Source organism: Thermus thalpophilus (genome assembly GCF_022760915.1).
In the GTDB taxonomy this organism is placed as follows: Bacteria; Deinococcota; Deinococci; order Deinococcales; family Thermaceae; genus Thermus; species Thermus thalpophilus.
Genome location: NZ_JAKTNS010000015.1, coordinates 17,347 through 29,960 on the forward strand (window position 1 = coordinate 17,347; position 12,614 = coordinate 29,960).

12 protein-coding genes are annotated in these 12,614 nt (G+C 67.9%); all 12 read right to left on the bottom strand.

All coding sequences use genetic code 11. From position 1 onward, the window contains the following. Nucleotides 1–2: 2 nt before the first annotated feature. Entirely contained in the window at nt 3–1,337 is a 1,335-nt protein-coding gene (locus L0D17_RS06850; protein ID WP_243094549.1) for a phenylacetate--CoA ligase family protein, read from the bottom strand. Then, nucleotides 1,294–1,698: a hydroxyphenylacetyl-CoA thioesterase PaaI gene (gene paaI / locus L0D17_RS06855; protein WP_243094550.1), complete on the bottom strand. Its 405-nt coding sequence runs from the start codon at nt 1,696–1,698 to the stop codon at nt 1,294–1,296. Before paaI ends, L0D17_RS06850 begins: the two co-directional genes overlap by 44 nt. Beyond that, nucleotides 1,695–2,420, bottom strand: coding sequence for an ABC transporter ATP-binding protein (locus L0D17_RS06860; protein WP_243094551.1), 726 nt, complete (start codon nt 2,418–2,420; stop codon nt 1,695–1,697). Before L0D17_RS06860 ends, paaI begins: the two co-directional genes overlap by 4 nt. Next, a complete protein-coding gene (locus L0D17_RS06865) occupies nt 2,420–4,171 on the bottom strand; it encodes a branched-chain amino acid ABC transporter ATP-binding protein/permease (RefSeq protein WP_243094552.1) in 1,752 nt (583 codons plus the stop codon). The genes L0D17_RS06860 and L0D17_RS06865 overlap by 1 nt, the downstream gene beginning before the upstream one ends. Then, nucleotides 4,171–5,148, bottom strand: a complete 978-nt coding sequence (locus L0D17_RS06870) for a branched-chain amino acid ABC transporter permease (RefSeq protein ID WP_243094553.1) — start codon at nt 5,146–5,148, stop codon at nt 4,171–4,173. Before L0D17_RS06870 ends, L0D17_RS06865 begins: the two co-directional genes overlap by 1 nt. A gap of 3 nt (nt 5,149–5,151) precedes the next feature. After that, nucleotides 5,152–6,324 (bottom strand): ABC transporter substrate-binding protein, encoded by a 1,173-nt coding sequence (locus L0D17_RS06875; protein ID WP_243094554.1) that lies wholly within the window; start codon nt 6,322–6,324, stop codon nt 5,152–5,154. Nucleotides 6,325–6,447: 123 nt separating this feature from the next. Continuing rightward, nucleotides 6,448–7,407 (bottom strand): 3,4-dihydroxyphenylacetate 2,3-dioxygenase, encoded by a 960-nt coding sequence (gene hpaD, locus L0D17_RS06880; protein ID WP_243094555.1) that lies wholly within the window; start codon nt 7,405–7,407, stop codon nt 6,448–6,450. Further along, on the bottom strand, nt 7,395–7,844 hold the full coding sequence (gene hpaC, locus L0D17_RS06885) for a 4-hydroxyphenylacetate 3-monooxygenase reductase subunit (RefSeq protein WP_243094556.1): 450 nt from the start codon (nt 7,842–7,844) through the stop codon (nt 7,395–7,397). The genes hpaD and hpaC overlap by 13 nt, the downstream gene beginning before the upstream one ends. Then, nucleotides 7,841–9,292, bottom strand: coding sequence for a 4-hydroxyphenylacetate 3-monooxygenase, oxygenase component (gene hpaB / locus L0D17_RS06890; RefSeq protein ID WP_243094557.1), 1,452 nt, complete (start codon nt 9,290–9,292; stop codon nt 7,841–7,843). The genes hpaC and hpaB overlap by 4 nt, the downstream gene beginning before the upstream one ends. 12 nt (nt 9,293–9,304) lie before the next feature. After that, nucleotides 9,305–10,852: a 5-carboxymethyl-2-hydroxymuconate semialdehyde dehydrogenase gene (gene hpaE / locus L0D17_RS06895; RefSeq protein ID WP_243094558.1), complete on the bottom strand. Its 1,548-nt coding sequence runs from the start codon at nt 10,850–10,852 to the stop codon at nt 9,305–9,307. Further along, nucleotides 10,849–11,589 (bottom strand): fumarylacetoacetate hydrolase family protein, encoded by a 741-nt coding sequence (locus L0D17_RS06900; RefSeq protein WP_243094559.1) that lies wholly within the window; start codon nt 11,587–11,589, stop codon nt 10,849–10,851. The genes hpaE and L0D17_RS06900 overlap by 4 nt, the downstream gene beginning before the upstream one ends. Next, nucleotides 11,586–12,479 carry a 2,4-dihydroxyhept-2-ene-1,7-dioic acid aldolase gene (gene hpaI, locus L0D17_RS06905; RefSeq protein ID WP_243094560.1) on the bottom strand — a complete coding sequence of 298 codons (894 nt, stop codon included), beginning with the start codon at nt 12,477–12,479 and terminating at the stop codon, nt 11,586–11,588. The genes L0D17_RS06900 and hpaI overlap by 4 nt, the downstream gene beginning before the upstream one ends. Between the last annotated feature and the right edge of the window lie 135 nt (nt 12,480–12,614).

The following is a 12,614-nucleotide window of genomic DNA, read 5'->3' on the forward strand; positions in this document are numbered from 1 at the left end:
GGCTACTTGCGCAGGTCCAAAACCCGCCTTAGCTTCCCCCCTTCACTCCTCGGGGCCTCCCCGGGGGCGAGGAGGGTGACCCGCATGCTAACGCCGATGGTGTCCTTGATCTTGTGGGCCACCTTTTCCCGAAGGGCGTGGAGGCGGTGGTCCGCCTCAATCACCTCGTCGGAGAGGGCTTTTCTGCCGATTTCCTGGAAGAAAGCCTCGGACACCTCCACCTTAAGCTCCGCCTCGTCCAAGGTGCCCTCCCGCCGCACCACGATCTGGTAGTAGGGCTCCACCTCGGGGATGCCCAAAAGCACCGCCTCCACCTGGGTGGGGTAGACGTTCACCCCGCGGATGATGAGCATGTCGTCCGTGCGGCCCAGAATGGGCCCCATGCGCACGTGGGTGCGGCCGCAGGTGCAGGGCGCGTAGGTGAGGAAGGTCAGGTCCCCTGTCCAGTAGCGAAGGAGGGGCATGGCTTCCTTGGTGAGGGTGGTGAGGACCAGGACCCCCACCCTGCCCTCGGGAAGGGGCTCTCCCGTGTCCGGGTCCACCACCTCGGGCAGGAAGTGGTCCTCCCAGATGTGGCTCCCCTGGCGTTCCTCCACGCACTCGTTGGCCACCCCGGGGCCGATGATCTCGGAGAGGCCGTAGATGTTGGTGCTCTTCACCCCAAGCCCCTCGTCCACCTGCTTGCGGATAGCCTCCGTCCAAGGTTCGGCGCCCAGGACGGCGTACTCCAGGGAAAGGGCCTCGGGGGGAACCCCCCGCTTCCTGAACTCCTCCGCCAGGGTCTGGGCGTAGGAGGGGGTGCAGGAGATCACCTCGGGGCGGAAATCCTGGATGAGCATGACCTGGCGCTCCGTCATGCCCCCGGAAACCGGCACCACGGTCATGCCCAAGGCCTCCGCCCCCCCGTGGAGGCCAAGCCCCCCGGTGAAGAGGCCGTAGCCGTAGGCGTTGTGGAGCATCATCCCGGGCCTCGCCCCCGCCGCCGCCAGGGAACGGGCCACCACCTGGGCGAAGACCTCGAGGTCGCCCCGGGTGTAGCCCACCACCGTGGGCTTGCCCGTGGTGCCACTGGAGGCGTGGATGCGGGCCAACTTCTCCCGGGGTACGGCGAAGAGGCCAAAGGGGTAGTTTTCCCGCAGGTGGTCCTTTTTAGTGAAGGGGAGCTTGGGGAGGTCCATGAGGCCCCGGATCTCCCCCGGGCTCACCCCCGCCTCGTCTAGAAGCCTTCGGTAAAAGGGCACCCGCTCGTAGACGTAGGCCACCACCTGGCGCAGCCGCTCCTCCTGAAGCGCCCTAAGCTTCTCCCTGGGAAGGGTTTCCAACTCTGGCTGGTACATCCTCACCTCCTAAGCGAAAGACGGTGCCCGTGAAGAGGGCCACCAGTTTTCCCTCCGAAACCACCTCCACCCGGTAGGTGGCGGTGCGCCGGGAGAGGTTCACCTCCACCGCCCTTGCTTCCACGAGGGCCCCGGGGTAGAGGGGCCGGAAGTAGTCCATGCGGCAGGAAAGGGCCACCGCGGGCCCCCGGGAGTTGGAGGCGAGGGCGAAGGCGCTGTCCGCCAGGGCGTAGAGGAACCCCCCGTGGGCGGTGCCGTGGAGGTTCAGGTGCGCCTTCTCCACCCGGCCCACCACCTTGGCTTCCCCCGGGGCCAGGTGCACCACCTCGAGGCCCAAGGCCTCCATGAAGGGATCCCTCATCCCTCCCCCACCTCCCGCTTAAGGCCCAGGTAAGCCTCCACCACCTTCGGGTTTTGCCAAAGCTCCTTGGCGCTTCCCTCCAGGGCCACCTCCCCCGCCTCCAGCACAAGCCCCCGGTCGGCGAGCTCCAGGGCCACCTTGGCGTTTTGCTCCACCACGAGAAGCGTCACCCCCTCCCCCTTTAGGGCGGCCAGGATGCGGTAGATCTCCCGCACCATCAAGGGGGCAAGCCCCAAGGAGGGCTCGTCCAGGAGGAGGAGGCGGGGCCTCGCCATGAGGGCGCGGCCGATGGCCAGCATCTGCTGCTCCCCCCCGGAAAGCGTCCCGGCGAGCTGCCCCCGCCTCTCCTTTAGCCGGGGGAAGAGGCCGTAGACCCGCGCCAAATCCGGCCTCAAGTCCTCGCCCTTCCGGAAGCGGAGGAACCCCCCAAGGCGGAGGTTGTCCTCCACGGAAAGCCCGGGGAAGAGGGCCCGCCCCTCCGGCACCAGGACGAGGCCCCGCTGGAGGAGGTCCTCGGGGCTTCGCCTGACCAGGACCTCCCCATCCAGGGCGACGCGGCCCTCCGTCCGGGCCAGGCCCAAAAGCCCCCGCAGGAGGCTCGTCTTCCCCGCCCCGTTGGGGCCGATCACCGCCAAAGCCTCCCCCTCCCGGAGGTGGAAGGATACCCCCCGCACCGCCTCCAAGGGCCCGTAGCGCACGGAAAGGCCTTCCACCCGGAGCATCAGGCCACCTCCTCCCCCAGGTAGGCGGCCCGCACCAGGGGGTTCTTCTGCACCTCCGCCGGGGTTCCCTCGGCGATCTTCTCCCCGTAGTTCATCACCACCACCCGGTCCGCCAGGCCCATGACGAGGTCCATGTCGTGGTCCACCAGAAGGAGGGTGTACCCCTCCTGGGCCAGGGCCCTAAGGAGGTGGGCGAGCTCCCGCTTCTCCCCCGCCCGCAGCCCCGCCCCCGGCTCGTCCAAAAGGAGGACCTCCGCCCCCGAGGCCAGGAGGCGGGCGATCTCCAAAAGCCTTTGCTGCCCCACGCTAAGCCGCTCCGCCCGCTCCCAGGCCAGGGACTCCAGGCCCACCCGCTTCAGCGCCCGGTGGGCGGTGGCGAGGGCCCTCGCCTCCTCCTTCCGGTGGAGGCCCAGGAGGACCGGGAGGAAGCCCGCGCGGGTGCGGGCGTGGGTGCCCAAGGCGGCGTTTTCCAAGACGGAAAGCTCGGGGAAGAGGTGGGGGTGCTGGAAGGTGCGCCCGAGGCCCAGGCGGTGGATGCGGTAGGGGGGAAGCCCCGTCACCTCCTGGCCGAAGAGGAAGACCCGGCCCCCATCCGGGGCCAGGGCCCCGGTGATGAGGTTGAAGGTGGTGCTCTTCCCCGCCCCGTTGGGGCCGATGAGGGCCAGGATCTCCCCCCGCCTCAGGGCGAAGGAGACCCCGTTCACGGCGAGGAGGCCGCCGAAGGCCTTTTTCAGGTTCTCCACCCGGAGGACCACCTCCCCCCTCGCCCCCTGGGGCGGGGTGAGGGGGAGGGGTTCGGCCTCAAGGAGGCGTCCTTCCCTTCGGGGAAGCCTCGCCGCCAGGAGGGGCCAAAGCCCCTTGGGGGCCAGGAGGAGGATGAGGGCCAGGAGGAGGCCGTAGGCGATGACCTCGTAGTTCCCCTCCCGGCCCAGGAGGAGGGGGAGGAGGTCCTTGAGCCAGTCCTCCAGGCCCGTGAAGAAGGCCGCCCCCAGCACCACCCCGGGGATGGTCCCCACCCCGCCCGCCACCGCCATCACCAGGTACTTGATGGAGGCCTCCAGGGAGAAGGGGGTGGGGTTCACGAAGCGCAGGAAGTGGGCGTAGAGGAAGCCCGCAAGCCCCGCCATGGCCCCCGCCAGGAGGAAGGCCTGGAGGCGGAGGCGCGCCGGCTCCACCCCGAAGCTGGCCGCCGCCAGGGCGTCCCCCCGCAGGGCTAAAAGGGCCCGGCCCAGGCGGCTCGCCCGCAGGTTGTCCAGGGCCAAAAGGCAGAGGACCAGGAGGAACAGGCTGAAGAGGGCGTAGCGGAAGCCCGTGTCCAGGGGGAGGCCGAAGAGGTGGAGCGCCGGCAGGTCGGTGATCCCCGTGTGCCCCCCGGTGAGGTCCACCAGGTTCCCCGCCAGGATGTAGAGGGCCACCTGCCAGGCGATGGTGGAAAGGGGCAGGAAGTGTCCCTTGAGCCGCACCGTGAGCCCCCCCAGGACCAGGGCCAGGAGGAGGGAGAGGAGAAGGCCCACCAGGAGCCCGAGCCAAGGGGATAGCCCCGCCTTCGCCGTGAGGAGGGCGGTGGCGTAGGCCCCCATCCCCATGAAGGCCGCCTGGGCGAAGCTGGTCATCCCCGCCAGGCCCGTGAGCACGTAGAGGGAGAGGGCCACCAGGGCCGAGAGGGCGAAGAAGTTGAGGAGGGTGAGGTAAAAGGGAAAGGGAAGGAGCAAAAAGGGCAAAAGGAGCAGGAGAAACCAAAGGTGGCGCATCACTCCTCCACCGCCCGCGCCCTTAGGCTTTGGTAGAAGAGGGCGGGCACCAAAAGGAGAAACACCAAGGCCTCCTTGTAGGCGCTGGCGAAAAAGCTGGTGAAGCTCTCAAAGAAGCCCACCAAGAGCGCCCCCAAAAAGGCCACCGGGTAGCTGGCAAGCCCCCCCAGGATGGCGGCCACGAACCCCTTCAGCCCCAGCATGAAGCCCATGAAGTAGGCGGCGTTGATGAGGGGGGCGAGGAGGAGGCCGGATAGCCCCGCCAACAGGCTCGCGATGCCGAAGGCCACCATCCCCGCCTCCTCCGGGGAGATGCCCGTGAGCCTCGCCCCAAGCCGGCTCTCCGCCGCGGCCAAAAGGGCCTTCCCGTAAAGGGAAAAACGGAAGAAGCCGTAAAGGGCCAAGACGCTCAGGAGGGCGAAGAGGAGGACCAAAACCCCCTGCCAGGAAAGCCCCACCACCACCTCTCCCTTTAGAAGGGGCTCGGGGCGGAACTGCTCCGGGCCGAAGAAGACCAGACCCAGGCCCTGGTAGGCCACGTGGAGCCCCACCGCCATGATGAGGAGGGAAAGCACCGTGGCCTCCCGCAGGGGCTGGAAGAAGACCCGGTACGTGGCCACCCCCAGGTAGACCACGAGGAGGACCGCCGCCACGTAGGCCAGGGGCTTAAGGAAGAGGGCGAGGAAAAAGAGGGCGGAAAGCCCCAGGGCCCCAAGCAGGGGCCCCCAAGCCCCCCGCCCCCGCACCCGCCCCGCCCAAACGAGCCCCAGGGCCAAGGCCAGCCAGAGCGTCCCCGGGACCTTCCCCTCCAAAAGCCAGACCAGGGAAAGGGGGGCGAACATGAGGAGCTCCCCGATGGGCACCAGGATCACCCGGGTTACGGCGAAGACCAGGACCATGGCGATGGCCAAAAGCCCGTAGATGACCCCGTTCTGGAGCCCGTCCAGGAGGAGAAAGCCCAGGATGGTGGCGTCCATGGCTTAGCGGAAGGTGCGCTCCAGCCTCCAGCGGCCGCCCTCCACCCGGACCATCACCGCCGCGTCCTCAAAGCGGAGGCCCAGGTGGTCCTCCTTGGTGAAGGTGAAGACCCCGTGGGTGGCCACCACGTTCCTCGTGGCCTCAATCTCGTCCCGCAAGGCGGCGCGGAAGGCGGCCAGGTCCTTGTCGGGATCGGCCTTCTTCAAGGCCCGCTCCAGGGCGGGGCGCAGGATGAGCCAGGCGTCCCAAGCGTGGGCCCCAAAGGTGGAGTAGCTGCCGATGCCGTACTTGGCCTCGTAGCGCTGGATGTAGTCCAGGGCCACCCGCTTGGAGGGGAAGGCGCTAGGGAGCTGCTCCGCCACCAGGATGGGCCCGGCGGGAAGAAGGGTCCCCTCCACGTCCTTGCCCCCCACCCGCAGGAAGTCGGGGTTCGCCACCCCGTGGGTCTGGTAGATGAGGCCCGGGTAGCCCCGCTCCTTCAGGGTGCGCTGGGGCAGCACCGCGGGGGTGCCGCTCGCCCCGATCAGGACGGCGTCGGGCCGGCGGGCGATGATCCTTAGCACCTGGCCGGTGACGCTGGTGTCCGTGCGGTTGTAGCGTTCGTTCGCCACCACCTGAAGCCCCTTGGCCTTGGCCTCCGCCTCAAAGAAGCGGGCCCAGCCTTCCCCGTAGGCGTCGTTGAAGCCGATGTAGCCCACGGTCTTCACCCCCCGGGCCACCATGTCCGCCACGATGGCCCGGGCCATGAGCTCCTCTGTCTGAGGCGTCTTGAAGACCCAGAAGCGCTGGGCGTCCACCGGGTGGATGATGTCCTTGCTGGCGGCCAGGGAGATCATGGGCACCTTGGCCTCCGCCACCACCGGGATCATGCCCAAGGAGGCGGGGGTGGTGGTGGTGCCCACGATGGCCACGGCGCCTTCCTCCACCAGGCGCCTGGTGTTCCGCACCGCCTGGGTGGTGTCCGAGGCGTCGTCCAGAATGACGAACTGGACCTTCCGCCCCGCCACGCCGCCCTGGCGGTCCAGGAGCTCTTGCAACATGAGGAAGGTGTTGCGCTCGGGGATGCCTAAGGAGGCGGCGGGCCCCGTGGCCGAGACCACCACCCCCACCTTCAAGACCCCCTGGGCCCAAGCGGAAAGGGCCAGGACCAAAGCTACCGCCAACCAACGCTTCATCCTTTACCTCCTTTTTCCCACCGGGCGTGGCCCGGATTGGGTCTAACGAACACCCGTTTGGTTCGGCCTTCAGTTTAGGAAGGGACCTTTGTCCCGTCAAGCCCCGGGGTGGGACCGGGGCCTTTAGGTCACGTGCTCGGGAAGGCCCAAGAGGGCGGGGCTTTGCGTGGGCACCGGGTTCCCTTCCAGGTCCAAAAGGGTGCTCCCCTCCAAAAACCAGCTCTTGGGGGTGCGGTGGCCCCAAAGGGTCTGGCGCCGGGGGTCGTTGAGGCTCCAGCGCACCGGGGGCAGGTCCGGGTCCACGGTGAGGTAGTCGGAGGTGTAGAGCTCCACCCGGTGCCCATCGGGGTCCCGGAGGTAGAGGAACATGGCGTTGGAGATGCCGTGCCGCCCCGGGCCCCGCTCAATTCCGTCCGTGCGCCGGGCGCCCGCCAGGATGTCCGCCGCCCGGATCACCGCCATGGCGTCGGGAAGCCAGTAGGCGAAGTGGTGGAGCCTGGGGCCTTCCCCGTTGGTGAAGGCCACATCGTGCACGTTCCCCTTGCGGTGGAGCCAGCTCGCCCAAAGCCGGCCCTCCTCGTCCTCCGTGTACTCCGTGAGGCGGAAGCCCAAGACCTCCTGGTAGTAGCGGGTGGCCCGGCCCACCTCCGGGGCGAAGAGGTTCACGTGGTCCATGCGGAGGAGGCCGGGCCCCCGGTAGAGGTGGTACTCCTGAAGCATGCGGGGAAGCTTCTCCGCCTGGAAGTAGAAGGCCAGGGGGTAGCCGAAGGGGTCCTGCACCCGGAGGACCTTGGGCCTTCCCCAGTCCGCCTCGAGGCGGTGGGGAAGTCCCTCCCTTTGGGCCCAGGCCAGGGCCTCCTCCAGGCCCTCCTCCCCGTCCACCTTAAAACCGATGGCGGCCACGGCGGCCACGGGGGCCTCCCGAAGCTTGAGGCTCCATTCCCGCTCCTCGTAGCCCCTAAGGTAGGCCGCCTTTCCCTCCCGCCTCTCCAGGAGCATCCCCAAAAGCCCTTGGTAGAACTCCAGGCTCCGCTCCAGATCCCTGACCCAAAGCTCTAGGAAACCCACCCTCACGATGGCCATAAAAGCCTCCTGTAGCCGCGGGCGAAGTAGAGGAGGGGCGGGCCCATCTCGGCAAGCTCCACCTCCTCCACCCGCCCCACCACGATCCGGTGGTCCCCGCCGGGGTAAAGGGCCTCCAGGCGGCATCGGAGCGCCGCCAAGGCCCCTTCCACCCTTCCCCCCACCAGGCCCACCCCCTCCTTGGGCCTTCCGGCGAAGTGCTCGGAAACCGCCTCCTGCCCCTCCCGGAGGAGGCTCACCGTGAAGGCCCCCGCCCTTTCCAGAAGGGGAAGGAGCTTCGCCCGCTCGCTCACCGCCAGGGCCACCAGGGGGGGCTCGAGGCTCAAGGACATGAAGGCGGTGGCGGTCATGCCCCTTTCCTCCTCCCCCGCCCTCACCGCCACCACGGTGACGCCGCTGGCGAAGCGGCTTAAGGCCTCCTTGAAGGCCTCCTTCACGCCCGCACCTCCGCGAAGACCTCGAGGCTCCTCTGTAGGAAGCTGCGGATGCGCTCCTTATAAGGCTCCTTATCGTAGACCTGGTAGAGGGTCTGGTACATGCGCACGGGGTCGCCGAAGAAGAAGCGCTCGTAAAGCTCCTGCCGCGCTCCGAAGCCGGAAAGGGTCATGTCCCAGGCCAGGCGGAAGAGGGCCACCCGCTCCCGGGCCTCCAGGGTGGCCCCTTGCAGGTACTTGTCCAGAAGGGGCGCAAGGGGTCCCTTGAAGTCCTTCTCCGAAGGGAGGGTGATGAGGCCCGAGGCCCCTATCTGCTCCAGGATTTCCCGGATCCTGGGGTAAAGCCTCGGGTAAAGGTTGCGCGCCCCGTCCAGGGCCTTGCGGTCCGGGACCAAGAGGCCGTAGGCGTTCTCCCTGGCCTCCTCCTCCGCCCGGGTCCAGAAGGCCTTCATGGCCTCCAGGTAGACGATGATCTCGGCGATCTTCTCCTGCACGTGGCCGTAGGCGTCGGCCCCGATGCCCTCGGCCATGAGGGCGGCCACCCCCAAGAAGGCCTCCGTCTTGGCGGTCTTCAGGGCCACCACCTGGTGGGCCATGTGGTTTAGGGCGCCCGTGGCGGCGTAAGCGTTGTTGCAAAGCTCCACGCTCCCCAGGATGAAAACCCGCTCCCAAGGGACCAGGACGTCGTCAAAGATGACCAGGCAGTCCATCTCCTCGAGGCGGCTAGAGAGGGGGTAGTCAAAGGGGCTATCCCCCCCCACCAGGGCCTCCCGGCAGACGAAGTGGAGCCCGGGGGTGGAGGTGGGAAGGGCAAAGGCGATGGCGTACTTCTCGCTTCCCGGCCCCTCTTTGAGGAGGGTGGAGGGGAAGATGAGAACCTCGTCCGCCAGGGGGAAGGTGGCGGTCATCCGGGCCCCCCGCACCACGATGCCCTTTTCCGTCTGCCGCACCACCCCCACGGGGATGTAGGGGTCGGGCTGGGCGGAAGGGGGCTTGGCCCGGTTCACCTGGGGGTTGGTGAGGGCGTGGGTGGTGGCCAGGTCGTGGTCCCGGAGGTACCGGTAGTAGTTCCGGACGTTCTCGGCGAACTCCCCGAAGTACTCGGCGCTCGCCGCATAGGCCATGACCACGGCGTTCAGGTAATCGGGGCTTCGGCCCATCATGCCCAGGTTCTGGTCCGCCCAGAGCTTGTAGGCCTGGCCCCGCCGCTTTAGGTCCTCCTTGGTCTTGGGGATGAGGAAGCTCGTGCCGTGGCGCTTCCCCTCCGCCTCGTAGGTGAGGACCTCCCGGTAGCGGGGGTCGTGCTGCAGGTCATATAGGGCCGCCATGGCGCGCACGATGCCCCGGAAGACCGGGTGGGTGGTGGGGTCCTCCACCTTCTCCCCCTTGTACCAGAGGTTCGGGGGCCTCTCCCGTAGGGCCTCCATGTACTCCGCTCCCGTCCTCGCCATACCTTCACCTCCTCACTTGCCGAACCTGGGAATGTGGGGCGGCCTTAGGGGGAGGGCCACGCCCTTCAGGTCGGTGTAGAACTCCAGGGCGTAGAAGCCCCCTTCCCGCCGGTCGCCGCTTTCCTTCACCCCCCCGAAGGGGGTGGGCAGGTGGCGCACGTTGTGGCTATTCAGGTAGACCATCCCCGCCTCCAACTCCAGGGCCAGGCGGTGGGCCCGCTCCAGGTCCCGGGTGAAGACGTAGGCGGCGAGGCCGTACTTGGTGTCGTTGGCCTTTCTCAGGGCGTCCTCCTCGTCCTTGAAGGGGATGGCCACCAACACGGGCCCGAAGATTTCCTCCTGGGCGATTTTCATGGAGTTTTCCCCCACGAAGAGGGTGGGCTCCAGGTAGTTGCCCAGGGAGAGGTCCTCCCCGCGGAAGGAGCGGGTGGCCCTTTTGCCCCCCACGAGGAGCTTGGCACCCTCCTCGAGGCCCACCCGGACGTAGCCCAAAACCCGCTCCAGGTGCTCGGGGTGGATGAGGGGCCCCACCTCCGTCTCGGGGTCCAGGGGATGGCCCACCCGGATGGCCTTGGCCCTTTCCGCCACCCTTCCCACGAAGTCTTCAAAGACGCTTTCCTCCACGAGGAGCCGGGAGCTCGCCGTGCACCTTTCCCCGTTGAAGGAGTAAATCTGGAAGACCACGGCGTCCAAGGCCCGCTCCAGGTCGGCGTCGGCGAAGACCAAAGCCGGGCTTTTGCCGCCGAGCTCGGGGGAAAGCCTCTTTAGGTGTTGGGCGGCGTTTCGCATGACGATCTTCCCCGTCTCCGTCTCCCCGGTGAGGGTGAGGAGGGGCACCAAGGGGTGGGCCACCAAGGCCGCCCCCGCCTCCTCGCCAAAGCCCTGGACCAGGTTGAAGACCCCAGGGGGCAGGTCCGCCTCCTGGAGGATCTCGGCGAGCTTGCTGGCGGTGAAGGGGCTCCACTCCGCCGGCTTCAGGACCACGGTGTCCCCAAAGGCCAGGGCGGGGGCGATGCGCCAGGTGGAGAGCATCAGGGGGGCGTTCCAGGGGGTGATGATCCCCACGGGGCCCACCGGAACCCGCACCGTGTAGTAAAGCCAGTCCCGGTCCACGGGGAAGGTGCGGTCCTCCATGGCGTGCTCGGCGTACTCGGCGTAGAAGGCGAAGTTCTCCGCCGCCCGCGCCACCTGGGCCCGGACGATGCGGAGGACCTGGCCCGCATCCAGGCACTCCATGACGGCGAGCTCGTCGGCGTGCTTTTCTATGAGCTCGGCGATCTTTAGGAGGTAGCGCTTCCGCTCCTTGGCCTTGGTGCGGCTCCACCTTTGAAAGGCCTCGTGGGCCGCTCGGGCCGCCTTGTCCACCTCCCTTTCCCCGCCCCGGGCGGCGTGGCCCAAGACCTCGTTGCTGGCGGGGTCCAAGGAGGGGAAGGTCTCCCCGCTTTCCGAGGGGAGGAACTCCCCTTTGATGAAGTGGAGGGCGGGCTTCTCCCGTAGGCGCTTCCGCACCGCCTCAATGGTCTCCCAAGGAATGCCGGCCACGGCGTCGGCGTACCTCATGGCTCCTCCTCTATGGGGTTTTCCAGGGCGCCCAGGCCCTCAATCTCCAAGCGCATCACGTCCCCCGGGTGCACCTGGCTGATCCCCTTGGGGGTGCCGGTGAGGAGGACGTCGTAGGGCTCCAGGGTCATGAACTCCGAGATGTACGCCAAAAGCTCCGCCACGGAGTAGAGCATCCTCGAGGTGTGCCCCTCCTGCCGAAGCTCCCCGTTCACGTAGGCCTTTAGCCAAAGGTTCTGGGGGTCCTCCACCTCCCCCACCACCAAAAAGGGCCCCAGGGGCAAGAAGGTGTCCCGCCCCTTGGCCCGGATGGGGGGGCGGAAGGTGTTGGTCACGTAGTCCCGCACCACCAGGTCGTTGGCGATGGTGTAGCCCAGGACGTAGTCCAGGGCGTCCCCCGCCTTCACCCGCTTCATGGGCCTCCCCACCACCACGGCGAGCTCCACCTCGTAGTGGACGAACCTTGCCCCCTTGGGGTAAAGCACCACCCCTTGGTGGGGAAGGAGGCTGGTGTTCGGCTTCCAAAAGAGGGCGGGCTCGTCGGGGCGCCCTAGCCCCAGCTCCTCCGCGTGCTCGGCGTAGTTTAGGGCGACCCCTAGGATCTTCCCTGGGGTGAAGGGAAGGAGCCAGGTGACGGCCTTGGGGTCGTGGGCCTCCCCCGCCTCGTCCAGCAGGAGGCCCTCCCGGAAGACCCCTTGGTGGACCCGGCCCTTGGCAAGGAAGCGGGCGAGCTTCATGCCGCCTCCACGGGGATTAGGCCGTAGCGCTCGGCCATCCGCCGAAGCCGCTCCTCCACCTCGGGGGTGGTGGGGCCCAAGGGAAGCCGCCATTCCTTCTCCAAAAGGCCCATCCAGGAGAGGACCGTCTTGAGGGGAATGGGGTTCGTGTCCCAGAAGATCGCTTCGTTGGCCTCGAGGAGGTGGTAGTGCATCTCCCTGGCCCCCTCGTAGTCCCCCGCCAAGGCCCTTTCGCAGAGGAGGGCCACCTCCTTGGGAAGCCAGTTGGCGGTGGCGGCGATGGTGCCCACCGCCCCCAGGCTCATCATGGGCAGGGTGAGGCTTTCCAGGCCGCAGAAGACCAAAAAGTCCCGCCCCGCCTCGGCGAAGAGGTGGGAGAGGTACTCCAGGTCCTTGGAGGAGTGCTTCAGGCCCACGATGTTGGGGAAGTCCCGCCGGAGGCGGGCCACGGTCTTGGGGGCGATCTCCACCCCCGCCCGCCCGGGGATGTTGTAGATGAGGACGGGGAAGTCCGGCACCGCCCGCGCCACCTCGGCGAAGTAGCGGTAAAGCCCCTCCTGGTTGGGCTTCACGTAGTAAGGCACGATGACCAAGGCCCCTTGGGCCCCCGCCTCCTTGGCGAAGCGGGTGAGCTCCAGGGTTTCCTCCAGGCGCAAGGCCCCCGTGCCGGGGATCACCGGCACCCTCCCCGCCACCTGGTCCAGGACCACCTCCATGGCCCGCTTGCGCTCCTCCAGGGTCTGGGTGCCGGGCTCCCCCGTGGTCCCCCCCACGCTCACCCCATGGGAACCCCCCTGCACCACCCGCTCCACCAGGCGGCGCAGGGCCTCCTCGTCCAGCTTTCCCTTGCGGAAGGGTGTGGGTAAGGGCGGTATGGAACCGCGGAACATGCGCGTCTCCTTTCGCCCTCCAGGATGCGGGGGGCGCGGGAAGAGGGCAAGTGTGGTAAAAGACAAGTTCTCCAAGAAGTTTGGTGATTTGAACAAGACCTCCCTTCTTGCCTTCAGGGAATGGGCGTGGTATTG